The organism is Woeseia sp. D3-10 (genome assembly GCF_055809415.1).
The window spans coordinates 116,777-139,950 of sequence record NZ_JBVVTW010000007.1 but is presented as its reverse complement, the minus strand read 5'-3'; the positions used below and the strand labels follow the sequence as shown (position 1 = coordinate 139,950).

Genomic DNA, 23,174 nt, shown 5'->3' with positions numbered 1-23,174 from the left:
TCTGCAGTAAGATACGTCATGAGTAGCAGTCTTCGAGTTCACAGTCAGCCTGCCTGGCTGCTGCACCACCGGCCATTTCGGGATAGCAGCCGCATTCTGGACTTGCTCACTCGCGACTACGGCCGGCTGTCGCTGGTTGCGCGCGGGGCACGCTCCGCTAAATCGAGCCTGAAAGGCATACTCCGTCCGTTCCTGCCGCTGTCTGTGTCATGGGTCAGTCGTACGGAACTCGGAACGATGACGGGTGCGGAGATGAACGGTCCACCGGTCTCTCTCGGCGGCGACGCTTTGCTTTCTGGTTATTATGCAAATGAGCTACTGCTCAAATTAATGCACCGCCATGACCCTCAGCCCGAAATTTTCGCAATGTACGGCAGAACGGTTCAGCGCCTTGCCGGGGTTACTCAGCCAGCCACACTGCTGAGGCAATACGAAATGGAGCTGCTCGGTCTGCTCGGTTACGCGCTGAACCTTGACTACGACGGCGTGCAACAGCTGGAGCTGGAGCCGCAGCGCTACTATGAGTACCGTGCTGAACAGGGGGCACTGCCGAGCACTTTGACATCCGGTGCCATGGTGTTCCGGGGTGACGAATTGCTGGCCATACGGGCTCAGGAATTTCGCGACGCCGCAACGCTGCGGGCTGCCAGTCGCCTCATGCGAGGCGTCATCGCGTATCATCTGGATGGCAAAGAGCTGCAAAGTAGGAAAGTGTTGCGTGAACTGCGCAGCAAGTCGGCCGGAATCGGGCGCGACGACATCAACAAGGAATCGGGGATTGACTGACATAAGACCATTGCACCTCGGGGTCAATATCGACCACGTTGCGACGTTGCGGCAAGCTCGCGGCACTCATTACCCTAACCCAGTGGACGCGGCGTTGCGTGCAGAACGGGCGGGCGCTGACAGCATCACGTTGCACCTGCGAGAAGACCGCCGGCATATTCAGGACGCGGATCTGCCCGCAATGAAGTTGCGGATGCAAACCCACATGAATCTCGAAATGGCGGTGACCGATGAAATGCTCGACATCGCATGCGAGCTGCAGCCTTCGGATGTCTGCCTGGTTCCGGAGAAGCGGGAAGAGCTCACCACTGAGGGTGGGCTGGATATCATCCGGCAGCATAAGCGCGTCAAGGATGCTTGCCAGCGGCTGAGCGCTGCAGGCATCCGGGTGTCCTTATTTATCGACCCGGATGAAGAACAGTTGCGCGCCTCGCGCGACGTGGGAGCTCCGGTTGTTGAGTTGCATACCGGGGCTTACGCTGACGCCAGCGATGACGCACAGCAGCACGAATTCAATCGCATTGTGTCGGCAGCCAAAACCGGCGACGAACTTGGCTTGATCATTCACGCCGGCCACGGGTTGCACTACGAAAACACAGCGCCTGTGGCGAAAATTCCGCAAATAATCGAGCTCAACATCGGCCATGCAATCATCGCACGGGCGGTTTTTGACGGTATTGCGAAAGCCGTATCCGACATGAAACAGCTGATGCTTGCTGCCCGTACTGGCCGTAGGGAAGATGCATGATTTTCGGTGTTGGTACTGACCTCGTTGAGTTGTCCCGGATACGTCAGACCTACGAGCGGTTCGGTGACCACTTTGTAGAGCGTTTGCTGATGGACGAAGAACGGCTGCTGTTCGAACGGGCGCGAGACAAAGCGCGTTTCCTTGCCATGCGTTTCGCGGGCAAGGAAGCTGCGGTTAAAGCGATGGGTACCGGGTTTGCACACGGGGTCTGGATTCGGGATGTTGGCATCATCAACAACGAGTCGGGCAGACCTTTGCTCATCTGGTCCGAGCGGGGCCGTGGCGTGTGTCAAGAGCTGGGAATTGGCGAGGGCCATGTGAGCCTGACGGATGACGCTGGCTTGATCATGGCGTTCGCGGTTGTGATGAATGCACCGGTAGAAGGAGCGCGACCCTGATGCATTCGTTTTGCCTTCGATATTGAAACCGTACCTGACGTTGAATTCGGCCGCCGCATGTACGACCTGGACGGCCTGAGCGATGCCGACGTAGGCACGGCCATGCAGTTCAAACGCCAGCAAAAAACCGGCAGTGACTTCCTGCCGCTACATCAGCAGCGAGTGGTTGCGATCTCCGTCGCATTTCGTACCGCGGATACGTTTAAAGTCTGGACGCTGGGCGACCCGGACGCTGACGAAGCCGAGATCATCCGGCGATTTTACGACGGCATCGAGCGCTACACGCCGGAACTGGTGACCTGGAACGGATCCGGTTTTGATCTTCCGGTACTGCACTATCGGGCGTTACTGCACGGCATTCAGGCACCACGTTACTGGGATACGGGCGATAACGACCGCGACTTTCGCTACAACAACTACCTCAGCCGATTTCACTGGCGGCACCTTGATTTAATGGACGTGCTTGCGGGATTCCAGATGCGCGGGCGCGCGAGTCTGGACGAGATTGCGGTCATGCTGGGCTTTCCAGGCAAGCTGGGGATGAGCGGCGACAAGGTATGGGACTGTTGGCTGGATGGCGGTGTCAACGACATCCGGAACTATTGCGAAACGGACGTGCTGAACACCTATCTTGTCTACCTGCGTTTCGAATTCATGCGCGGCAACCTGAGTGAGGCCGCCTTGAACCGGGAGTACGTGCTCGTCCGGGAAACGCTGGCGTCGATGGATGAGCCGCATCTGAATGAATTTGCCGCCGCCTGGAAAGAGGTCTGAGCCGACGATGGCGAGAAAGAAGGCAGAACCGGAGACGGCGGCAATCAGCACGGTGACCCACGATGGGCGCGGCATAGCACGGATCGAGGGCAAGACAGTATTTGTGGCAGGCGCGCTCGCCGGCGAGACAGTCCGCTTCCTGCGTCGCAAGCGCCGGCGAAATTACGATGAAGCCGAGTTGCTTGAAGTGCTTGAACCCTCCAGCGATAGAGTGGCGCCGCGTTGCGCAGCATACGGTGTGTGCGGCGGGTGTACGCTGCAACACCAGTCACAGACAACTCAACGGGACATCAAATCGGACTCGTTGCGCGACGCGCTGCAACGCATCGGTGGGGTGACCCCTGAGGTCTGGCTGGAACCCGTCTTTGACAGCGGTGAGGAAGGCGGTTGGCACTACCGCCGTCGTGCGCGTCTCGCTGTGAAAGACGTGCCAGCGAAAGACCGGGTCCTGGTGGGCTTCCGCGAACGTCATGCTCCCTATGTGACCGACATGCATCGCTGCGAAGTGCTGGCTCGGCCAGTGGACAGCTTGTTGGATCCGCTCAGTGAGCTGGTCGCGAAGCTGAGCATCCGTGCCCGGCTGCCACAAATCGAAGTGGCCATCGGTGATGAGCAAACGCGGTTGGTGTTTCGTGTCCTCGATGAACCGACGGCGACTGACCGGCAGCACTTCGAAGAGTTTGCCGTAGCACACGGTATTACGGTTGCCATGCAACCGGGTGGACTGGATTCCGTATACGACCTGTACCCACTCGACCCTCCGCCGTTGTACTACACGCTGCCGGAATACGACATTGAATTGCAGTTTCAGGCGACCGATTTCGTGCAGGTTAATGCCGAGATCAATCGCCGTATGGTGCAGCACGCTTTAACGCTACTGGCGCCTGAGCCCGGTGATCGGGTGCTCGATTTATTCTGTGGTATTGGCAATTTTTCTCTACCGCTGGCACGGCTTGCTGGCGAAGTGCTGGGCATCGAAGGCGAGCAACGACAGGTTGAGCGAGCAACCGCCAATGCCCGCCGCAATGGCCTGGACAACGCCAACTTTCTCGCGGCCGACCTTGATGCCATTGATGGCAAGGAGCCGTGGTTAAAAAAGCAGTGGCAACGTTTGTTGCTCGACCCGGCTCGCAGCGGTGCCTTGGCCGTCGTGCAAAGGATCGACAAGATCAAGCCCCAGCGTATTGTTTATGTATCCTGTCACCCGGCGACACTGGCCCGGGATGCGGCGGAGCTGTGTGCGCGGGGCTACCGGCTGGGCTCGGCGGGTATCATTGACATGTTTCCTCACACCAGCCATGTTGAATCGATAGCGGTGTTTGATAGAAGTTAATAAAAACAATAGAATAGCGATAATATCTAATGTTATTTATGATTAAAAAACCGGTGACAGACTGCCGCTGTAAGGGCTATCCGCAACTCGGCGGTGCGGCCTGAGCCGCGCGGATACCGTGCCACTCGGACCGGTCATGCTGGACATCGAGGGGCTGGAGCTGACTCCGGCTGACCGCGATCTGTTGCGTGAACCGGCGGTCGGCGGAGTGATTCTGTTCAGTCGAAACTTTGAATCACCGGAGCAACTGGCTGCGCTGGTGTCGTCGATTCGCGCATTGCGCAGCCCACCATTGCTCATTGCGGCTGACTACGAAGGCGGGCGCGTGCAGCGCTTCCGGGATGGTTACACAGCGATTCCGCCGATGCGCCTGCTGGGACGACGTTACGACAGCGATCCGCAAGACGCGCTGGCGTTGGCCAGAACCTGCGGTTGGTTAATTGGCTCGGAATTGCGGGCATCCGGGATCGATCTGTCATTCGCACCGTGCGTTGATCTCGACTGGGGCCCAAGCGAAGTCATCGGTGATCGCAGTTTTCACCGCAAGCCTGCGGTAGTTGCCGAGCTGTCGATAGCACTCAGTCACGGCATGCGCGATGCGGGTATGGCAGCCGTGGCCAAACATTTTCCAGGGCATGGCGCCGTGGTGGCAGATTCGCACGAACGGCTGCCGGTAGACCGTCGCCCGTACAGTGTTTTGCTGGACGACATGCAGCCCTACGAAAAGCTCGTGCAGCGGCGTGTGCTGGCCGGCGTCATGATGGCGCACATCGTCTATTCAGAAATGGATCCGTTGCCTGCCGGCTTTTCCCCGTACTGGATCAAAGAGCAACTGAGGGGCCAGATCGGCTTTGATGGCGCTGTTTTCAGTGACGACCTGTGCATGAAAGCAACGCTGCCCTATGGCTCCATGGCCAAGCGCGCACAATTGTCCCTGGATGCAGGTTGCGACATGGTGCTGGTATGCAACGATCGTGCGGCTGCGCAGTCGGCCGTCGCAGCTCTCAACGGTCATTCCGACCCGCTGGCACGGGTAAGGCTGGCGCGATTGCACGGTGTAGGGACGCCAGCCAGGGATACACTGCTGGCCACGGATGAGTGGCGACAGGCGGCAGAACGACTTGCGGACTGGCTCGATCGGCCGACGCTGGAACTGAACGCGTAGCTGGGAGCACGGAACAATGACAAGTTCGAGTCAGCAATTCGCCATTATCGGCGGCAGTGGCTTCGCGACTTTCGGCGGCGATGCCGCCGGTGAGACGGCAAGCACCCGTTTTGGCGCACCGTCTTCCCCCCTCAAGCAGCTGCAGTTTGCAAATCACCGCGTGTACGTGCTTGCCCGCCACGGCGAAGATCACGATATCCCGCCGCATGCCATCAATTATTGCGCCAATCTCGCGGCCCTGAAGAATGCTGGCGTGGACAGCGTGATTGCGCTCAATACCGTAGGTGCGATCCGCCGTGATTACCGGCCGGGTCAGCTCGTCGTTCCGGAACAGTTGATCGACTATACCTGGGGCCGAGTTCACAGTATTTACCACGAGCCTTGCGCTACGCTGGACCACATAGACTTTACGGAACCCTTCAGTCCGGGTTTGCGGGCGGCGCTGCTTGAGGCGGCTGGTCGTGCGGAAACCGAATGCCACGATGGTGGTGTGTACGGCGTGACCCAAGGTCCGCGACTGGAGACGTCGATGGAAGTCAACAAGCTCGAACGAGATGGTGTCGACATCGTAGGCATGACAGCGATGCCCGAGGCGGCGATCGCTCGTGAGCTTGGAATGGAATACGCCTGTCTGTCGCTGGTCGTGAATATGGCGGCTGGCCGTGGCGAAAAGGCGATCCATGAGGACATAGAGGACAGCACCATGACGGCCAAAATGCAGGCCATGCGGGTGTTGAAAGCGTTTTTTCAGAGGCTCGAAAACGACTGATCGATTGTGGCCGTTCTGGAGCCTAAGGTGCCGGAACCACAATCAATGTCGCGCAAATGTCAGCAGTAAAACGCAGTGTGTTGCATCAGCTCATCAACGTCAGCGCAGAGCCGTTGTTGCTTGCGCGCGTTGATCAGACTGACTGGCCGGTGGCTTTGTGCAACCCGGCTCTTGAAGCGCTCGCAGATCGCAGCGACCTGGTTAGTACTCCCGTCACCGATATCGTCGAAGCTCTGCACGGACGTGAGACCGCGCGCGAACTGAGTGAGACCATACGCTCAGGTCAGGAGTCGAGCATCCCTCTTGAGATCAACGGCCGTAACTGGTTGTTGGTCTTGAAGCCGATTGAAGAAGCCGTTGATGGTAGTGCGCGCTATTACGCCGCTGCCTGGCGCGACAGCGCCAGCATGACCAGTGGTGGCGACGCGAGTGCCGCGCATCAGGCTCTGCTGCGTGCGCGCCGGCGTATTCGTGACCTGTCCAGAGACGATCCGTTGACAGGGTTGCTGAATGAAGCCGCGTTCCGCGATGTGCTGGCCCACGACTGGGCCGTTGCTGCCCGCGAGAAAGCGCAGCTGGCTTTGCTGGCGTTGCGTGTGGATGACTTTTCCCAGTACCAGCGGGTTTTCGGTCAACACGCCTCGGAGTCCTGTTTGCGGCGCGTCGCGCAGGCCTTGCGGCGCTGCCTGCGGCGGGCGAGTGACGTGGCAGCGCGACTGTCTTTCGATGGCGAAGAAGTGCTGTTGATCATGCTGCATGCAACAGACACAGACGCGGTCGCGGAATTCGCAGAGATTATCTCGACCGAAGTGCGCGGCTTGCGCCTGCATCACCCGCATTCCAGTAAGGAACGTTACGTAACCGTTTCGGCGCGGTACTCAGTGGTGGCAGCAACCGGTGGTGCGGCCGACGCTCAGGCGTTTCTAACCGACCTGATCAGCACCTGAGTTTACTCAAGCGGCGGTAAGGCCTCATTGGTCGCTGTCTCGGTCGCTTCAAGGCGGGTTACTTTTGCGAGTATGCCGAAACGCGGGTGATCGTAGTAACGCAAATCACCGCTTTTCATGATGCGGTCCTCGTTGATGCGCAGACGGACCGTGCCTGTGGGCTGCGGGTCGTATCCAGCAAAAGGCGTGTTGCCGCGTTGATCACCGAAAGCCGGGACGTTGCCATTGCTGTTACCTTCCAGTTTCGGGGTCAGTGTAAGGTCCACGACCAGATGCAGGAAGCGGCTGAGATACAGCTGCAATTCACCGTCAAATTCGAAAGGTACGTTGCCGAGGCGGCGTAGTGGAATGGTTGGAGACGCATCGCGACCAAGGACCGATTGAGTCCAGCCTGACCAAAGAACGGGTTCGTAGGCGTCGAGGCGGTCGAGTTTGTTGTATACGTCGACGAGCTGCAGCTCTTCACGCCGCAGTACTTTCATTTCGACCTGCTGACCGGGCAACACGATTTCTTCCAGTTCGGTGTCCAGGGAATCTTCGCTGTCATCCGGCACCGGTATCAGGTCGCCGAACTCCGGAATTGCATCGGCATTCAGCGGCGCGAGGCGGCCGTCGTCTTCCGTGCTGCCAAAGCCGTCGTCGTTCGCTAGCGCTGGCTGTTCCGGCGGGAAAACTTCATTGCCGGTCGAGACGCTTTCGCTGTATCGAAACAGGATGATCTCGACCGCATATCGGCGAGCTTCAGGCTCCGGCGCAATGCTTTCGGTGGTGGTCTGTGCTTGCGTAACAGAGCCGGCGAGCAACAGCAGCGCGAGACCCAGCGGGCTAAGACCTTTCATGTGGCGCATCGTAAAACTCCGGGCCGGCAGGCACTCAGGCATTGACGGCAGGCTTGCCTGCACCAGCCGGTGCCAATTCGGTTAATAACGTGTCAATGGCGGCAAACCGGTCGTCGATATCCACCATCGGTTGGCGAAACTGTAGCCGATCCGCGCCGCGCATACGATAAATATGACTGCGGGTTTGCATCAACCGTACGAGTTGCAACGGATCTACGTCCGCGTCGTCGCCAAACTGCAGGAATCCAGCTTCATCTGACGCGTCGATTTTTTCGATGCCGAGTCGCGCCGCGCTGGCTCGGATGGCAGCAACGCGCATCAGGTTCTTGGCCGCTGGCGGTAACAAGCCGAAGCGATCGATCAGCTCAACCTGCAAATCGCGGAGTTCCTGGTCACCGCGAGCGCTCGCAATGCGCTTGTAGAGGATCAGTCGCAGGTGGACGTCAGGTACGTAGTCGTCAGGCAGTAGCGCAGGTACGTGCAAATTGACCTCGACGCCGGCATTCAGTGGTTTGTCGAGGTTGGCGACTTTACCTTCGCGCAATGCTTCGACGGCGCGTGTGAGCATTTCCGTGTAGAGCGAAAAGCCGATCTCCTGTATTTGCCCGCTTTGCGTATCGCCCAACAGTTCACCGGCGCCACGTATCTCGAGATCGTGGGTTGCCAGCGTAAACCCGGATCCCAGGTCTTCAAGAGAATCGATAGCTTCCAGACGCTTTACGGCATCGGCGGTCATTGCCCGTTTGGGCGGCGCAATCATGTAAGCGTAGGCGCGGTGATGCGAACGGCCGACGCGACCACGCAGTTGGTGCAATTGGGCGAGGCCGAATCGATCGGCGCGATTGATGATGATCGTATTGGCCGTCGGTACATCGATGCCGGATTCCACAATCGTCGTGCACAACAGCAGATTGAATCGACGGTGGTAAAAATCGAGCATCACCTGTTCCAGTTCGCGTTCGGGCATCTGACCATGGCCGACGCGAATCTTGGCTTCCGGTACCAGCGCCGACAGACGTTCACCGATACGGGCGATGTCTTCCACTTTGTTGTGGATGAAATAGACCTGGCCGCCGCGTTTGATTTCGCGCAGACAGGCTTCGCGTATGACTACGTCATTCCATTCGCTGACAAAGGTTTTTACCGCAAGGCGTTCGGCCGGCGGAGTGGTGATTAACGACAGCTCGCGCAATCCTCCCAGAGCCATGTTCAAGGTGCGCGGAATAGGCGTGGCAGTCAGGGTGAGGATGTCGACTTCACTGCGCATCGATTTAATGGCTTCTTTGTGGCGAACGCCGAAGCGGTGTTCTTCGTCAATGATCACGAGGCCGACTTTCTCGAAATCTTTCACGTGCTGCAGCAAACGATGCGTGCCGATAACGATATCGACTCGACCGTTGCGCATATTCTCAACGACGGACTTAACCTCTTTCGGACTGCGAAAACGCGACATGACCTCGACGCGGACCGGCCAGTCAGCGAATCGATCCTTAAACGTCTGGCCGTGCTGCTGGGCAAGCAGCGTGGTCGGCACCAGCAATGCGACCTGTTTGCCACCGTGCACTGCGGCAAAGGCCGCACGCAGCGCGACTTCTGTCTTGCCAAAACCAACGTCGCCACACACCACGCGGTCCATCGGTCGTGCGGCGGCAAGATCGGCCAGTACGTCGTCGATGGTCTGCTGCTGGTCTTCTGTCGGCTCGAACGGGAAGCCGCTTTCAAATGAGCGGTAATCAGCTTCGCTCCATTTGAAAGCGTGGCCGGGTCGCGCTTCGCGCCGGGCGTAGACGTCCAGCAACTCGGCGGCTACGTCGCGAATTTTGTTGATGGCTCGTTTACGGGCTTTTGCCCATTGGTCGCTGCCCAGTCGGTGTAACGGTGCGTTCTCGGGCGCGGCGCCGGTATAGCGGGAGATCACATCAAGCGATTGCACGGGGACGTACAACTTGTCGCCGCCCGCGTATTCAAGATGGAGAAATTCGGCGACAGTTCCGCCGGCTTCCAGTGTAACCAGCCCGAGATAACGACCAACACCGTGTTCAGCGTGCACAACCGGCGACCCGGCTTGCAGATCGTTGAGCTGCCGTATGATGCTTTCAGGGTCGCGTTCAGCGCGTCGGCGACGATTGCGTTGCCTGACTTTCTCGCCGAACAGTTGTTGCTCACTGACGATCGCGACACCGGCAACCGGCAACCACACGCCATCTTCCAGTGGAGCGACTGCAACGCAAAGCCGTGAATCGCTCTGGCAGAACTCGGCCCAGCTGGTAACCCTCGCTACCTTTTGGTCGCGACCTTGCAGGAAGTCGCTGACACTCTCGCGGCGTCCTGCGGAATCGGCGGTAAACAGCACGCGGCCGGCAAAGTTATTGAGGAACGTCATCAGCGCTCGCGCCGCGTCTTCGAAGCGAGCTTCGATTTTCATGGCGGGCGGCAGTCGCGATTCGACGTTCAGCACCGTCGGACTTTCGGGGATCTTGTTCGAGCTGGTTGCCACCTGGCGGTAGTGGCTTAACAACTCGGCAATGTGTTCTGGAGAGGCAAAGGTTTCTTCCGGGCTCAGGATCGGGCGCTCCGGATCCAGCCGGCACAGTTCGTAACGTTCTTTGATTTCCGTCCAGTTCTGCGCCAGCAGGCCGTTCAGGTCGGTCGGCGCAACAATCACCGTGTCGCTGTGCAGGTAGTCGGCGAGCGTGGCCGTATCTTCGAAAAACAGTGGCAGGTAGTACTCGATGCCACCGTGCGCGATGCCATCGGAGATGTCGCGATACACACGGGATTGCGAAGGCTGGCCTTCAAAACGCTCGCGATAGCGTCGTCGAAACAGTTTTACAGCTTCGTCGTCTAGCGGTACTTCGCGCGCGGGCAAAATGTTGACGTTTTCGACTTTCTCGCCTGACATCTGCGTGTCAGGGTCGAAACAGCGCAGCGTGTCTATTTCGTCGTCAAAGAAGTCGATACGCAACGGTTCAGTGGATCCCATAGGAAACACGTCCAGCAGGGCGCCGCGAACAGAGAACTCGCCGTGTTCTTCGACCTGCGGCACGCGCAGGTAACCGGCAGACGACAGTTTGTCGATGAAGGCCTGACGGTCGAGTGTGTCGCCGGTGTTGAGGCTAAGCGTACGGGCTGCGACATAACCGACCGGTGGCAGGCGCTGCAGGAGCACTGACGCCGATACAATCAGAATGCCCCGTTTTTGTTGCGACAAGCTTGCCAGAACCGCGAGCCGCTGCGAGACGATGTCCTGGTGAGGCGAGAACGTATCCCACGGCAATGTTTCCCATTCGACGAAGTGTGCGACGGGCAGGTCGCCGGCGAACCAGCGGGCCTCGGCTTCCAGACGGTCGGCTTCGCGAGCGTCCGGTGCAAGCAGCAATACCGGACGGGCCAGGCCGCGAGCAAGTTCAACGGCGGCGAGTGCGGCGCTGGCGCCAGTCAGGCGGCCGATCGATCGCAAGCGATCCTGATCAGAGGGAGGAATTAGGAGGGGCAGGTCGGACACGAGTGGCTGGCTGTTTCAATCGGCCGGCGATTATCGCATACACACAAAAAAGGGACAGGTGCCTGTGGCATCTGTCCCTTTCGTCGCAGGGTGGTGAGCCCTGCTGTGTTAGCGCTTGCTGACGGCGTGAATCACGCGATCAAACTCAAAATAGACGGCGAAACCGGCATAATCCCAGCGCGTGATAGGCGGTTCGCCTACCGGGCTCTGGCGCGCGTCCGGTGTACCGAACTCGGCTTCGACGCGCGCTTGGGTCATGCCACGGATGGGTTTGCCGGTCTGTTCGTAGCGTTCGGCATTGTCGGTGCCGCCCATTTGCAGCGTATCCGCCTGGGCTATGCCCATCAGGCTGGCCGCCAGTACCGTGAGGCTCAGTGCCCGAGCTTTGTTCATTTCCGACTCTCCGTTGGGTTGTTCGCGGACTATAGCATTGGCCGGGAACAGGCAAAACATGGACTTAGGCCGTTTTGTACACCGTAGGCTGACAGGTCTCCCGGACCTCGGTCACAGTTTCCACCCGGCAGCTTGCGGAGCCACGACTCATCACCGTTTAGGAACGGATGTGGTTTAATGCGGCCGATGATTCATCCAGTCGAACTGTTTGTCGGATTGCGCTATCTGCGCGCCAAACGCCGCACCCGTTTTGTTTCCTTTATCACACTCGTTTCGATGGCCGGCATCGCTTTGGGCGTCGCCGCGCTGATCGTCATCCTGTCGGTGATGAACGGATTCGAAGGGGAGCTGCGCAGCCGTTTGCTTAGCATGACAGCACACGGTTACGTTGCTGCCGACGACGGCGCTTTGTCGGATTGGCGAGAAATCCGGGAACGCGTGTTAGCGCACGACGGTGTGCTGGCTGCCGCACCCGTCGTAAAGCTCGAAGGCATGATCCGCACCGGCACGGAGCTGAAGCCTGTACAGATTGACGGTATCGATCCGGAAGCTGAGGAAAGCGTCGCAGGACGTACGATCAATCTCGTGGACGGCAGTCTGGCCGATTTGCAGCCTGGCATGAAAGGGATTGTCATTGGCCGATTGCTGGCCTGGGATCTGGGCGTTGATCTGGGCGACAGCGTCGTCTTGCTGGTGCCGCGCGCCGGAACGAATGGCCAGATGGAACCGGTGCTGGAGCGTTTTCTGCTGGTTGGCATGTTCGACGCCGGCGTGCAGGAGCACGATACCGGCCTCGCGTTAATGCATTTGCAGGATGCCGCCCGGCTTGCCGGGCTCAAGGCAAATGAAGTCAGCGCTGTGCGTTTTCTGTCGGAGGACGTGATGGCGGCACCAACCATAGCGGCGGCCTTAGGCGATTCACTCGGGTCGGGATACCGCAGTTCCGACTGGACCGTTGAGAACGCCAGCTATTTTCGCGCAATCCGAATCGAAAAGATGATGATGTCGCTGATTCTTTCGCTGGTTATCGGTGTGGCGGCGTTCAATATTGTCGCCAGTCTGGTCATGGTTGTGACCGACAAGACGGGTGATATCGCAATCTTGCGCACATTGGGTATGGGGCCGAATGGCGTTGTGCGGGTATTTTTTATCCAGGGCGCGATGATCGGTTGGCTGGGCGTGTTTGCTGGCGTCGGCATCGGCATCCTGCTGGCGCAGAACGTGCCGACCCTGGTGCCGGCGTTGGAAGCGTTCTTTGGCTTCCAGATCATGCCCGGTGATGTCTACTACGTGACCCGAATTCCCTCTGTGCTGGAAAGTAAGGACGTCATTGTTATCGCGATCGCTGCTTTCATACTGACCTCGCTGGCAACTTTGTACCCGGCCAGACGGGCGGCACTGGTCGACCCTGCCAGCGCTCTGCGCTATGAGTGAGCAATGACCAAGCTCTACGAATTTTGGATAGGCAGCCGCTATGTGCGATCGAAAAGCGGGAACCGGTTTGTCTCATTGATTTCGCTGATCTCGATGTTGGGAATCGCGATCGCTGTTGCCGTGCTCATTATTGTTTTATCGGTGGTGAATGGTTTTGAACGCGAATTGAAAGATCGGCTCTTGTCGATGTCCGGCCACGCCAGCATCGAGGGGCCGGATCAGCGCCTTGCAGACTGGCAGCACTTTGCCGATACCGCCGATGCCAATCCTTTGGTGGTTGCCAGCGCTCCGTACGTGGAAGGTCAGGGCATGCTAATCGCGGGCAGTAACTTGAGTGGTGCTGGTTTGCGAGGCATCAATCCACCATTGGAGGATCGTGTGTCCGGCGTCGCCGGCGTGATGACCGACGGTGAGCTGACCGATCTCGTGGCAGGCAAATTCAACATCGTCCTCGGTAGCGAATTGGCGGCACACCTGAATGTCGGGCCTGGCGACAAGGTTACCGTAACGCTGGCGGTGGGCACGGTGACTCCTGCCGGCATCATTCCGCGCAGCAAACGATTTACTGTCACGGGTATTTATCGCGTAGGTATGTACGAGTTTGATCGGCGCCTTGCCTTTATCAATATTGACGACGCGCAACGGCTGTTTCGGCTCGGCAAAGACGTTAGCGGCGTGCGTCTGTCGGTGCACGAATTGTTTGGAGCCCCGGCGATCGTTCGCGACGTTGCCTTGGAAGCCGGTGGTGGTGTGTTAGTCAGTGACTGGACTCGGCGTCACGTTAACTTTTTCCGATCAATTCAAATCACCAAATCAATTCTGTTCGTGATCCTGTTGCTGGTTATTGCGGTGGCCGCGTTCAATATCGTGTCGACGCTTGTTATGGTCGTCAAAGACAAGCAATCGGATATCGCGATCTTGCGCACCATCGGTGCGCAACCCGGCGAAATACTACGCATCTTCATTACTCAGGGCACCGTAATTGGTGTTACCGGCACCCTTGCAGGCGTTTTTCTCGGTGTTCTGTTGACCATTAATCTGGAGGCCATCGTGGCGTTTTTTGAGTCGAGCTTCGGTATGAAATTTCTGGCGGCAGACGTGTATTTCATCAGTGACCTGCCGGCCGATTTGCGCTGGCCAGACGTGCTTAAAGTGAGTGGTATAGCGCTGCTGCTCGCGTTGCTTTCCACGTTATACCCGGCATGGCGCGGAGCGCGCACGATGCCTGCGGAGGCATTGCGTTATGAGTGATCAGGTGCTCCTCTGCCGCGACGTGGTACGGCAATTCAGGGAAGGCGGCTCGTCGCTTGAAGTGCTCAGTGGCGTGAACCTTGATGTGCGGCCTGCCGAACGGCTGGCGATCATCGGCTCGTCCGGTTCCGGCAAAACCACGTTGCTACAGATCATGGGGGGGCTGGATGAGCCTACCTCAGGTGACGTCATCGTCGGCGGCCAGACCATCGCGCACACGAGTGAACGTGAGAAGGGTCTGCTAAGGAACAAATACCTTGGTTTCGTTTATCAGTTTCACCATCTGCTGCCGGAGTTCACAGCAGCTGAAAACGTCGCTATGCCATTAATGATCCGACGCATGCCGCGCGATCAAGCCCTCGCTGACGCGGGCAGACTGCTGGACCGCGTGGGACTTGGCGCGCGACTGACGCACAAGCCCGGCGAGATGTCTGGCGGCGAACGGCAACGTGCGGCTGTTGCCCGTGCATTGATCACGCAGCCGAAGCTGGTCCTGGCAGATGAGCCAACGGGCAATCTCGATGCCGGCAATGGGGAACACGTATTGAATCTGATGCTGGAACTGAATCGCGAATTGCAAACCAGTCTGATTATTGTGACTCATGACCATGCGATCGCGGCACGCATGGACCGTATTCTGACACTCGAAGGCGGCGTCCTTAACGAAGCGTAATTAAAGGTCGCTGTTCTTGCGACGTCGGCGCTTTTCGAGGTAGTCAGCGATAGACGCACGCCACAGCAGATCCAGGCCGATATAGCCCAGCAGGGACGCGATTCCGCCCAGCAATACGCAGCCGAGCATCAGTGGTTGCCAGATGTTGAGGAAACTGTCGGCCAGCCAATGCCAGCTGAGTTCGAAGTTGATCTCGCGCGGTTCCAGTCCGAGCAATAAACGCCCCAGCTGGTAAGAAAAAATGAACATCGGACCGATGGTCAACGGGTTGCTGACAAAGGTTGTCACCGCGGCGACCGGGATGTTGATTCGGAAGGCCAGTGCCAGCAAGGCGCCTATCAACATGTGCCCGGGCACGGGTTGGAACGCGATAAACAATCCCAGAGCAAAAGCGGGCACGATGGTGCGGCGTCGCACACCCCACAAGCGCTGGTCGTGCAGCAGGTGATCGAACGGCGCCAGGTACCAGTGACCGTGGAAGTGTTGGCGTTTCAGGGCAAATTTTCGAAAAAAGCGTCTTGGCATATTACTGGCGATTCGGTGTTATCCGGCTTCGGGTCGCGACTACGCGCGGCATCATATATGCAATTGATTGCGGATGCGGAACATGCTGCGGATCTGCCTTCCGGCACTCGCGGGCGCCGCATCCCTGTCGTTTCTAAAGCAATTACCACCCACCGACGGCGCACTGGCTGCGGCTGGCGTAGGCCTCAGTCTGCTGGTCTGCCACCGTACCCGGCCGCTGGGAGCATGGTTGCTCGGTTTGCTGCTGAGCTGGTTGGCGGCCAGCCAGCAACTGGCGGATCAATTGCCCGCAGAGCAAGACCGTAACACGTTTAAATTCATAGCAGAAGTAATTGAATTTCCTAGGGAAGATTGGCCGCAGGTCCGGATGCTGGTGGCCCCTGAAGAGGCTCATGATCTGCCGAGGCGGGTACAACTGACCTATTTCGAGCCAGCGCGCGTCCCGCAGGCGGGCGAGCGTTGGGCGCTGACTGCCCGATTGCGGAGACCGCGCGGGACCCGCAATCCCGGCAGTTTCGATTACAGCGGCTGGCTGCATCGGCAAGGGATCGGAGCAAGCGGCTATGTGCTGACGGCGGAGTTGCTGGAACCGCACTCACCGGCGTTAGTGCTGGCCATGCGCCAGCATATGGTGCAACGATTGAGTCACTTGTTGCCGGAGGATGACGCGAGCGCAACGTTGTTGGCGATCAGTGTCGGCATGCGTCACCGGGTGTCGCGAGCAGCATGGGAACGCTACGCCGCGACTGGTACCAGCCACCTGATGGCTATTTCCGGTTTGCATATTGGCCTCGCTGCAGCAGGCGCAGGACTATTGGCCTGGATAATGTCCGCCGTTTGCTGGCCGCGCGGCAACAGCCGCGATACCGCGACCGTGGTCGCCTTGTCGGCGGCTATCGCCTATGCCGCCATCTCGGGTTTCGCGGTTCCAGCTCAGCGTGCTTGCCTGATGCTGAGTCTGCTGGCCGCCTGCAGGTTGCGTCGCCAGGTACTGTCAGCGCAAGACGTGCTGGGCGTCGTTGCCCTCGTGCTGTTCATCGCTGAGCCACTGGTTATTTTGACTCCGGGCTACCTGCTGTCTTTCTCGGCCGTTGCCGTGCTGTTGACGCTCGCTCGTGAGCAACAAACGGGCCTTGCGAGTGGAGCGCTGCCCCGGGCTGGCAGGTGGCTGGCTGCGCTGCTGCAGGTGCAAGGCATGTTGCTCCTCGGCCTGTTTCCGCTGACTGCATTCATGTTTGAGCGCCTGGCCTGGCTCGCGCCTGCGGCAAATCTGCTGGTCTTGCCCGTGTTTACGCTAGTGACTGTACCAATGGCGTTGCTTGGGCTGTTGCTGGACGGTCCTTTCGCCGTGGTTGGCGACCATGTCTTGTGGCTGGCGTACCGCAGCCTGCAATACATCGACGAGCTGCTGCGGTTGCTGGCCGCTGTCCCTGGTGCCGGATACCGACTGGCAACACCGGTCGGCGTGCCATCACTCGTTCTGTGGTTGCCGTTGTTGTGGGTACTGCTGCCGCGCGGCGCACCTGGCCGCGGGCTTGCCTGGGTCGCGCTTGCCTTCGTTGCTTTTTCCAGACCGCCGCCACCGCCATTGGGTTGTATCGATCTGTATTCGCTTGACGTTGGGCAGGGGCTGGCGAACGTCGTGCGCACGCACAACCGGACATTGTTATTCGACACCGGACCGGCATACCGCGGCGGTAGCAATAGCGCTGAACACGTGGTCCTCCCATTCCTGCAGAGTCAGGGAATCAGGCAGCTGGACATGCTGATTGTCAGTCATGCCGATCAGGACCATGCCAGCGGTGCGGCGAGTGTGCAGAGTGCACTGCCGGTGATGACAACCCTGGTCGGCGAATCACCCGGCCCTACAGAAGCTGCCAGCACTCGTTGCAAAGCCGGCCAGCACTGGCGGTGGGATGGCATCGACTTCGCCATTCTGCACCCTGAGGCGGGTTATCCGATCACTGGCAACAACGCATCCTGTGTGTTGGCGATTGCCGCGGGCAAACAACGAATCCTGTTGACCGGTGATATAGAACGTCCTGTTGAAACCCATTTGAGCTATGGCGGGCGGTTGCGCCCGGTCACATTGGTGCAAGTGCCGCATCACGGCAGTCGAACATCGTCCAGTGCGAGTTTTGTCGCTGCATTGCACGCCGACATTGCCGTGGTTTCGGCGGGTTACCGGAATCGCTGGGGATTTCCGAAAGACGATGTCGTAGCACGTTGGCAGCACTCCGGTGCGAAAGTAATGACGACAGCGGCATCTGGCGCGATTCAGCACCGCTTGTGCCAAAAGCAGGGACTCGTCCTTGAAACCGAGTACCGGCAAAGCGCCGCCCGCTACTGGCATGACAGCCGTTAGAGAAGTTCGTGGACGTTGCGCGGGAATTTTTGGGCGGGTCCCTGTATATTTCGACTTTTCCGCACACCCTGACTCTCTATATGGTTGAAATCGTTAAAGCTGGCGGCTGGTTAATGGCGCCAATCATCCTCTGCGCCATTATCGCCATGGGCATCATGCTGGAGCGATTCTGGACGTTGCAGCAAAAACGGGTATTGCCCGATGACCTGACCAGCAAAGTCTGGAGCTGGGTGAAAGAGAATTCGCTGGATCACCGGCAAATTCAGACGCTGCATCAGGGTTCGCCGCTGGGACAGATACTGGCAGCCGGTCTGATCAATCGTGATCGCGAACGGGTGATCATGAAAGACAGCATCGAGGACACCGGGCGGCACGTCGTGCACGAACTTGAACGATACCTCGATACGCTGGGCACGGTTGCCGCGATATCGCCCTTGCTGGGTTTGCTGGGCACCGTCATTGGTATGGTGAAAGTGTTTACGGCGATTACCACGCACGGTGTTGGCAATCCGACAGTACTTGCCGGCGGCATTGCTGAAGCGCTGATTACCACGGCGGCCGGTCTCACGGTTGCGATACCGGCGCTTATTGGTTACCGCTACTACCGCAACCGGGTCGATACTCTCGTCGTAGATATGGAAAAAGAAGCGATCAAGCTGGTCGAGGCGTTGCACCGCCGGCAGTCCTACAACAAGCAGTCCCAGAACAATTCATGAACCTTCGGATTCGTCCACGCGCTGAACCCGAGGTCAATCTGACTTCGTTGATCGACGTCGTATTGCTGTTGCTGATCTTCTTTATGGTTTCGACGAGTTTCGTCAAACAATCGCAAATTTCGATTCGCTTGCCGCAGGCGGAGTCGTCCGCTGTGGTGGAGGAAAAGCCGCAGCAACTGGAAATCATGATTACGGAGCAGGGCACTTACCTGATCAATGGGCGGGAACTGGTTAACAATCGGCCAGAAACAATTCGCAATGCGCTGGAAAAACTGTCCGACGGTAATACCGGTTTACCGTTGACGATCAGTGCTGATGCGAGCGCCAAGCATCAACACGTCGTAACGGCCATGGACGTTGCTGGCCGTCTCGGTTTTTCCCAGATCAGCATTGCCACGCTTAACGACCCGACTGACGAGCCGCAGTGAGTAGCTATTTCGATCCACGCATCACGACGGTCTACAAACGTCTCTGGCTCTACGTCCTGCCGCATCGCGGCATTGGCATAGTCGCACTGATCGCGATGGCGGCAACCGCGGTCATTGAAATGTCCATGGTTGCGCTGATCGAGCCGTTGATGGACGAAGCGCTGGTCGCGAAAAACCTCGAAACGGCGCGCTGGCTGCCGATCGCATTTGTTTTCGTATTCATACTGCGCGGCGCCGCCGGTTTTGCTACCGAGTCTTCGTTGGGCTGGATAGGTCGAAGTGTTATCAGCTCGCTGCGCCGTGATCTGTTTCAGAAATACCTGACCCTGCCATCGCGCTTTTTCGAGACCCAATCGACAGGGCCGCTGCTGTCGCGCATGACCTACAACGTAGAGATGGTTGCGGAGTCTGTGACCAACGTCGTGACCATACTCGTTCGCGATCTGTTGACCGTGATGGCGGCCATAGGCCTGATGGTTTACCAGAGTACCCGTCTCTTCGTCACGGTCGCGGTTGTGTTGCCGATCATCGCGTTCATCATTCGTGCGCTGGGTACTGCATTCCGGCGCTACAGCGGCCGCATTCAGGATTCTGTCGGTGAAGTAACTCAAGTGACGGAAGAGGTGCTGACAGGTCATCGCGTCGTGAAAATATTCGGTGGCCGCGATTACGAGATGGGTCGCATGGTTGATGTCGACGAAAGCAATCGTCGCCAGCACATGAAACTGATTCGTACGCGTTCGCTCGGTGTCGCAATTACCCAGGTTGTATTTGGCTTTGGCATCGCCGGAGTTGTTTATCTCGCCGGCATTGAATCTGTGAATAACAACCTGAGCCCCGGCAGCTTCATGGCATTCTTTGGTGCAATGATGTTGATGATGCAGCCGCTACGGCGTATCACGAATGTGAACGCCACACTTCAGCGGGGCATCGCTGCCGGTGACAGCCTCTTCGAAGTCATCGACGAAAACGACGAACCGGATACGGGCAACTTTGCGGATGGCAGGGTGAAGGGTACAGTCGAGTTTCGAAATGTCAGCTTTTCCTATGGCAATGACAACGCAACTATCATCGATGACCTGTCGGTTAAAGTGGCAGCGGGCAAGACCCTGGCGATAGTGGGTCATTCGGGTAGTGGCAAATCGACCCTCGTTTCTCTGTTGCCGCGTTTTTACGATGTCGAGGCCGGCGAGATTTTGCTCGATGATCGACCGGTCAAGGACTACACGCTCGCCCACCTTCGCGACAGCATAAGCCTCGTCAGTCAGGACGTGGTGTTGTTCAACGACACGATTGCAAACAATCTGGCGTACGGCCAGCTGCGAAAATGCACCCGTGAGCAGATACTGGAAGCGGCTGAGGCAGCACATGTGCTGGAGTTTGCGAGCGAAATGCCGGATGGCCTGGAGACCATGGTCGGTGATCGCGGTGTACTCTTGTCCGGCGGGCAACGGCAACGTATCGCGATAGGCCGCGCCTTACTCAAGGATGCGCCCGTGCTTGTGCTGGATGAGGCAACGTCGTCGCTGGATACCAAGTCGGAGCGGCGCATACAGGATGCATTGAATCTGTTGATGGAGAACCGAACAACATTGGTGATAGCTCACCGGCTTTCTACTGTTGAAAGCGCTGACCGGATTATCGTTCTCGACAAAGGCAAGGTTGTGGAGTCGGGAACACACACGGAATTGCTGGCAGCGGAAGGGCACTACGCGTCGTTATACCGAATGCAGTTCTCTGACGATTCCGGCAGCACCTGAGCGGGTAAGATATCGATATGTCGCGCCAGCATGAAAGCCGCGTGCAGCGACTCTGGTATGCCGATGGTTACTACCATTGGTTGCTGGTGCCATTGAGTGTGCTGTTTGCTGCGCTGAGTGCGTTCCGTCGAGCGCTGTACCGATTGGGTGTTCTTCGCACCTGCAGGGTCGACGTGCCCGTTATCGTCGTGGGGAATATTTCCGTTGGCGGCACAGGCAAAACGCCTGTCACTATCTGGCTCGCAAAGCAATTGCGTAGCCGTGGTTTGAATCCAGGCATTGCGAGTCGGGGGTATGGCGGCGTCATTGGCGACACACCGGCACAGGTCAATGCAAACAGCGACGCCGATATTGTTGGTGACGAACCTCTGCTCATGGCAAGGCGTACAGGGTGCCCGGTCGCAGTGCATCCAAACCGGGCAGCGGCGGCCCGCGAGCTGATTGCCATGGGCGTCAACATCGTAATTACCGACGATGGTTTGCAGCATTACAAGTTGCAGCGCGATTTCGAGATTGCCGTGGTGGACGGTGCGCGCGGCCTTGGGAACGGCTGGGTGTTGCCGGCAGGACCGCTGCGGGAAGCGGGGTCGCGACTCTTTTCTGTCGACAGGGTATTGGTGCATCTTGCGACGCGCAGTTCCTCACCGCCGTCATCAGTATCGCTTCCGATCAGCAAGACCAATGGATTTCATCTCGTTGGCCATGAACTACTCAGTGTTGACGGTCAGGAAGCGCGTACGTTTGATCAATTCGCTGGCAAGACCGTTCATGCGGTTGCGGCGATCGGTAATCCGGAGCGTTTCTTTCAAAGTCTGGAGCGGCGCGGCATGAACATTGTGCGCCATCCGTTTCCGGATCACGCGCTATTTACGAGCAAGGACCTCGTGTTTGATGGTGACTTTGATATCGTCATGACTGAAAAAGACGCGGTCAAATGCGGACCGTTTGCAACCACGCGATATTGGTACGTGCCCGTAGATGTTGAGATGCACGATGATGAGTGGGTGGACGCTCTGGTGAGGAAACTGCTACCCGGCACCAAACAGGAACAGCAATGAACGATTTTGTGGTTGTCATTCCCGCACGCTATGCATCCGAACGCTTGCCAGGTAAGCCGTTGCGGCTCATTGCGGGCAAGCCAATGATCGAACATGTGTACGCACGGGCGTTGGAAAGCTCCGCTCGTGAAGTCATTGTGGCTACAGACGATGAGCGCATCGCCGAGGCAGTTACCGCATTTTCCGGCAATGTATGCATGACCGGCACGGGGCACACATCGGGAACAGAGCGACTCGCCGAAGTGTGCGCGATAAAGCGCTGGGACGACGATGTTTGCGTGGTGAATTTGCAAGGTGACGAGCCACTGATGCCGGCAGCATTGATTGATCAATGCGCTGAACTGTTGTTGGACTCTACCGTGCAACTATCGACACTTGCGTCGCCATTACAGTCTGCTGACGACTTTGCCAACCCAAATATTGTGAAAGTGGTTTGCGCTCTGAACGGCAATGCTTTGTACTTCAGCCGTGCGTCGATTCCGCATGCACGAAATTTCAGCGATGCGCCGTTGGCGATGGCTTCGGCACTGCATCATCACGGTATCTACGGTTACCGGGTTTCAGTCCTTAAGCAACTGGTCGCCGCCGCACCTTCGTCACTGGAAACGGCTGAACGCCTCGAGCAATTACGGGCACTTAGCCTCGGAATGATCATCAGGGTTGGCGTTCCCCGTTCCCGACCCGGTATCGGTGTTGATACTGAAGACGACTTACGTGCAGTGGACGCCGCCATCCTCGCTCTGGACTGAGAGCAAACAATACTGTTAGTTGGGCAGCGGCAACACCGTCGAGTACTTCACGCGTCGCAGTACGAACGTAGAGCTTGCCGACCGGACCGCCGCGTGCTTCAGAATTTTGGAATTCAGAAATTCGTTATAAGACTCCATGTCTTTGCCAACGACGTGCAGAAGGTAGTCACGTTCACCTGATACGGAAAAGCATTCGGTCACTTCAGGAAGTAAGGATACGTGCCGTTCGAACTGTTGTCGGTTGGCATCCGTGTGTTCCGTCATAGCGACCATCAATAGAACCTGGATATTAATCCCCGCCAGCTTCGGGTTGAGCAAGGCAACCCGACGTTCGATTAAGCCGGCCCGTTCGAAGTCGCGAATTCGTCGCCAGCAAGAGGTTCGCGACATCCCAACGAGTTCCGCCAGTTCATTCTGGTTGCGAGTGGCGTCGCGTTGCAGCTCGTTCAGCAGCAGGTGATCGGTTTTGGAGAGTTTCAAGTGCTCATCTCGTTAATAAAGTTGGAAATAATAAAACAAATGTTTCAAAAACCAGCCAAATATCGCAAAGAAAGGGCA

22 protein-coding genes are annotated in these 23,174 nt (G+C 57.9%); 17 read left to right on the top strand and 5 right to left on the bottom strand.

From position 1 onward, the window contains the following. Nucleotides 1-18: 18 nt before the first annotated feature. The 8 genes from recO (at nucleotide 19) to AC0L8N_RS01335 (ending at nucleotide 6,920) form a co-directional block, all read left to right on the top strand. Nucleotides 19-786 carry a DNA repair protein RecO gene (gene recO / locus AC0L8N_RS01370; protein ID WP_473665789.1) on the top strand — a complete coding sequence of 256 codons (768 nt, stop codon included), beginning with the start codon at nucleotides 19-21 and terminating at the stop codon, nucleotides 784-786. Continuing rightward, entirely contained in the window at nucleotides 779-1,534 is a 756-nt protein-coding gene (pdxJ, locus tag AC0L8N_RS01365) for a pyridoxine 5'-phosphate synthase (RefSeq protein ID WP_473665788.1), read from the top strand. Before recO ends, pdxJ begins: the two co-directional genes overlap by 8 nt. Beyond that, a complete protein-coding gene (acpS, locus tag AC0L8N_RS01360) occupies nucleotides 1,531-1,932 on the top strand; it encodes a holo-ACP synthase (RefSeq protein ID WP_473665787.1) in 402 nt (133 codons plus the stop codon). Before pdxJ ends, acpS begins: the two co-directional genes overlap by 4 nt. Before the next feature lie 57 nt (nucleotides 1,933-1,989). After that, the gene (locus AC0L8N_RS01355; RefSeq protein ID WP_473665786.1) at nucleotides 1,990-2,706 is read left to right on the top strand and encodes a 3'-5' exonuclease; all 717 of its coding nucleotides are present in this window, start codon (nucleotides 1,990-1,992) and stop codon (nucleotides 2,704-2,706) included. A 7-nt stretch (nucleotides 2,707-2,713) separates the two neighbouring features. Then, entirely contained in the window at nucleotides 2,714-4,039 is a 1,326-nt protein-coding gene (gene rlmD, locus AC0L8N_RS01350) for a 23S rRNA (uracil(1939)-C(5))-methyltransferase RlmD (RefSeq protein ID WP_473665785.1), read from the top strand. Between the two features lie 118 nt (nucleotides 4,040-4,157). Next, nucleotides 4,158-5,204, top strand: a complete 1,047-nt coding sequence (gene nagZ, locus AC0L8N_RS01345) for a beta-N-acetylhexosaminidase (protein ID WP_473665784.1) — start codon at nucleotides 4,158-4,160, stop codon at nucleotides 5,202-5,204. Nucleotides 5,205-5,220: 16 nt separating this feature from the next. Further along, nucleotides 5,221-5,973 (top strand): S-methyl-5'-thioinosine phosphorylase, encoded by a 753-nt coding sequence (locus AC0L8N_RS01340; RefSeq protein ID WP_473665783.1) that lies wholly within the window; start codon nucleotides 5,221-5,223, stop codon nucleotides 5,971-5,973. A 56-nt stretch (nucleotides 5,974-6,029) separates the two neighbouring features. Beyond that, nucleotides 6,030-6,920, top strand: a complete 891-nt coding sequence (locus AC0L8N_RS01335; RefSeq protein ID WP_473665782.1) for a diguanylate cyclase domain-containing protein — start codon at nucleotides 6,030-6,032, stop codon at nucleotides 6,918-6,920. A 2-nt stretch (nucleotides 6,921-6,922) separates the two neighbouring features. On the opposite strand, the gene AC0L8N_RS01330 is transcribed toward AC0L8N_RS01335, so the two are convergent. The 3 genes from AC0L8N_RS01330 to AC0L8N_RS01320 all read right to left on the bottom strand — a co-directional run bounded on the left by AC0L8N_RS01330 (nucleotide 6,923) and on the right by AC0L8N_RS01320 (nucleotide 11,657). Then, the gene (locus AC0L8N_RS01330) at nucleotides 6,923-7,768 is read right to left on the bottom strand and encodes a CsiV family protein (RefSeq protein WP_473665781.1); all 846 of its coding nucleotides are present in this window, start codon (nucleotides 7,766-7,768) and stop codon (nucleotides 6,923-6,925) included. 25 nt (nucleotides 7,769-7,793) lie between these two features. Beyond that, nucleotides 7,794-11,264: a transcription-repair coupling factor gene (mfd, locus tag AC0L8N_RS01325; protein ID WP_473665780.1), complete on the bottom strand. Its 3,471-nt coding sequence runs from the start codon at nucleotides 11,262-11,264 to the stop codon at nucleotides 7,794-7,796. Nucleotides 11,265-11,372: 108 nt separating this feature from the next. Next, the gene (locus AC0L8N_RS01320) at nucleotides 11,373-11,657 is read right to left on the bottom strand and encodes a hypothetical protein (RefSeq protein ID WP_473665779.1); all 285 of its coding nucleotides are present in this window, start codon (nucleotides 11,655-11,657) and stop codon (nucleotides 11,373-11,375) included. 177 nt (nucleotides 11,658-11,834) lie between these two features. On the opposite strand from AC0L8N_RS01320, the gene AC0L8N_RS01315 reads away from it, so the two are divergent. From AC0L8N_RS01315 to AC0L8N_RS01305, 3 genes are read left to right on the top strand one after another with little or no spacing between them, the layout of a single operon-like run. After that, a complete protein-coding gene (locus AC0L8N_RS01315) occupies nucleotides 11,835-13,091 on the top strand; it encodes a lipoprotein-releasing ABC transporter permease subunit (protein ID WP_473665778.1) in 1,257 nt (418 codons plus the stop codon). 3 nt (nucleotides 13,092-13,094) lie between these two features. Next, nucleotides 13,095-14,342: a lipoprotein-releasing ABC transporter permease subunit gene (locus tag AC0L8N_RS01310; protein ID WP_473665777.1), complete on the top strand. Its 1,248-nt coding sequence runs from the start codon at nucleotides 13,095-13,097 to the stop codon at nucleotides 14,340-14,342. Beyond that, nucleotides 14,335-15,015: an ABC transporter ATP-binding protein gene (locus AC0L8N_RS01305; protein ID WP_473665776.1), complete on the top strand. Its 681-nt coding sequence runs from the start codon at nucleotides 14,335-14,337 to the stop codon at nucleotides 15,013-15,015. Before AC0L8N_RS01310 ends, AC0L8N_RS01305 begins: the two co-directional genes overlap by 8 nt. Here AC0L8N_RS01305 and AC0L8N_RS01300 read toward each other — a convergent pair whose 3' ends face one another. Then, complete coding sequence (locus AC0L8N_RS01300; RefSeq protein WP_473665775.1) at nucleotides 15,016-15,540, bottom strand: DUF2062 domain-containing protein; 525 nt, start codon at nucleotides 15,538-15,540, stop codon at nucleotides 15,016-15,018. A gap of 82 nt (nucleotides 15,541-15,622) precedes the next feature. Here AC0L8N_RS01300 and AC0L8N_RS01295 point away from each other — a divergent pair, with 82 nt between their 5' ends. The 6 genes from AC0L8N_RS01295 (at nucleotide 15,623) to kdsB (ending at nucleotide 22,616) form a co-directional block, all read left to right on the top strand. Further along, on the top strand, nucleotides 15,623-17,905 hold the full coding sequence (locus AC0L8N_RS01295; RefSeq protein ID WP_473665774.1) for a DNA internalization-related competence protein ComEC/Rec2: 2,283 nt from the start codon (nucleotides 15,623-15,625) through the stop codon (nucleotides 17,903-17,905). An 80-nt stretch (nucleotides 17,906-17,985) separates the two neighbouring features. Then, nucleotides 17,986-18,621, top strand: a complete 636-nt coding sequence (locus tag AC0L8N_RS01290) for a MotA/TolQ/ExbB proton channel family protein (RefSeq protein ID WP_473665773.1) — start codon at nucleotides 17,986-17,988, stop codon at nucleotides 18,619-18,621. Next, on the top strand, nucleotides 18,618-19,049 hold the full coding sequence (locus tag AC0L8N_RS01285; protein WP_473665772.1) for an ExbD/TolR family protein: 432 nt from the start codon (nucleotides 18,618-18,620) through the stop codon (nucleotides 19,047-19,049). The genes AC0L8N_RS01290 and AC0L8N_RS01285 overlap by 4 nt, the downstream gene beginning before the upstream one ends. After that, a complete protein-coding gene (gene msbA, locus AC0L8N_RS01280; RefSeq protein ID WP_473665771.1) occupies nucleotides 19,046-20,809 on the top strand; it encodes a lipid A export permease/ATP-binding protein MsbA in 1,764 nt (587 codons plus the stop codon). Before AC0L8N_RS01285 ends, msbA begins: the two co-directional genes overlap by 4 nt. A gap of 17 nt (nucleotides 20,810-20,826) precedes the next feature. Beyond that, nucleotides 20,827-21,867, top strand: a complete 1,041-nt coding sequence (lpxK, locus tag AC0L8N_RS01275; protein WP_473665770.1) for a tetraacyldisaccharide 4'-kinase — start codon at nucleotides 20,827-20,829, stop codon at nucleotides 21,865-21,867. Further along, on the top strand, nucleotides 21,864-22,616 hold the full coding sequence (gene kdsB / locus AC0L8N_RS01270) for a 3-deoxy-manno-octulosonate cytidylyltransferase (protein WP_473665769.1): 753 nt from the start codon (nucleotides 21,864-21,866) through the stop codon (nucleotides 22,614-22,616). The genes lpxK and kdsB overlap by 4 nt, the downstream gene beginning before the upstream one ends. Nucleotides 22,617-22,631: 15 nt before the next feature. Here kdsB and AC0L8N_RS01265 read toward each other — a convergent pair whose 3' ends face one another. After that, entirely contained in the window at nucleotides 22,632-23,096 is a 465-nt protein-coding gene (locus tag AC0L8N_RS01265; protein ID WP_473665768.1) for an Lrp/AsnC family transcriptional regulator, read from the bottom strand. Nucleotides 23,097-23,174 lie beyond the last annotated feature (78 nt).

Coding starts and splice junctions, on each gene's coding strand:
- recO (WP_473665789.1), top strand. CDS start 19: ATGAGTAGCAGTCTTCGAGTTCACAGTCAGCCTGCCTGGCTGCTGCAC.
- acpS (WP_473665787.1), top strand. CDS start 1,531: ATGATTTTCGGTGTTGGTACTGACCTCGTTGAGTTGTCCCGGATACGT.
- AC0L8N_RS01355 (WP_473665786.1), top strand. CDS start 1,990: ATGTACGACCTGGACGGCCTGAGCGATGCCGACGTAGGCACGGCCATG.
- rlmD (WP_473665785.1), top strand. CDS start 2,714: ATGGCGAGAAAGAAGGCAGAACCGGAGACGGCGGCAATCAGCACGGTG.
- AC0L8N_RS01340 (WP_473665783.1), top strand. CDS start 5,221: ATGACAAGTTCGAGTCAGCAATTCGCCATTATCGGCGGCAGTGGCTTC.
- AC0L8N_RS01335 (WP_473665782.1), top strand. CDS start 6,030: ATGTCAGCAGTAAAACGCAGTGTGTTGCATCAGCTCATCAACGTCAGC.
- AC0L8N_RS01330 (WP_473665781.1), bottom strand. CDS start 7,768: ATGCGCCACATGAAAGGTCTTAGCCCGCTGGGTCTCGCGCTGCTGTTG.
- AC0L8N_RS01320 (WP_473665779.1), bottom strand. CDS start 11,657: ATGAACAAAGCTCGGGCACTGAGCCTCACGGTACTGGCGGCCAGCCTG.
- AC0L8N_RS01315 (WP_473665778.1), top strand. CDS start 11,835: ATGCGGCCGATGATTCATCCAGTCGAACTGTTTGTCGGATTGCGCTAT.
- AC0L8N_RS01310 (WP_473665777.1), top strand. CDS start 13,095: ATGACCAAGCTCTACGAATTTTGGATAGGCAGCCGCTATGTGCGATCG.
- AC0L8N_RS01305 (WP_473665776.1), top strand. CDS start 14,335: ATGAGTGATCAGGTGCTCCTCTGCCGCGACGTGGTACGGCAATTCAGG.
- AC0L8N_RS01300 (WP_473665775.1), bottom strand. CDS start 15,540: ATGCCAAGACGCTTTTTTCGAAAATTTGCCCTGAAACGCCAACACTTC.
- AC0L8N_RS01295 (WP_473665774.1), top strand. CDS start 15,623: ATGCTGCGGATCTGCCTTCCGGCACTCGCGGGCGCCGCATCCCTGTCG.
- AC0L8N_RS01290 (WP_473665773.1), top strand. CDS start 17,986: ATGGTTGAAATCGTTAAAGCTGGCGGCTGGTTAATGGCGCCAATCATC.
- AC0L8N_RS01285 (WP_473665772.1), top strand. CDS start 18,618: ATGAACCTTCGGATTCGTCCACGCGCTGAACCCGAGGTCAATCTGACT.
- lpxK (WP_473665770.1), top strand. CDS start 20,827: ATGTCGCGCCAGCATGAAAGCCGCGTGCAGCGACTCTGGTATGCCGAT.
- kdsB (WP_473665769.1), top strand. CDS start 21,864: ATGAACGATTTTGTGGTTGTCATTCCCGCACGCTATGCATCCGAACGC.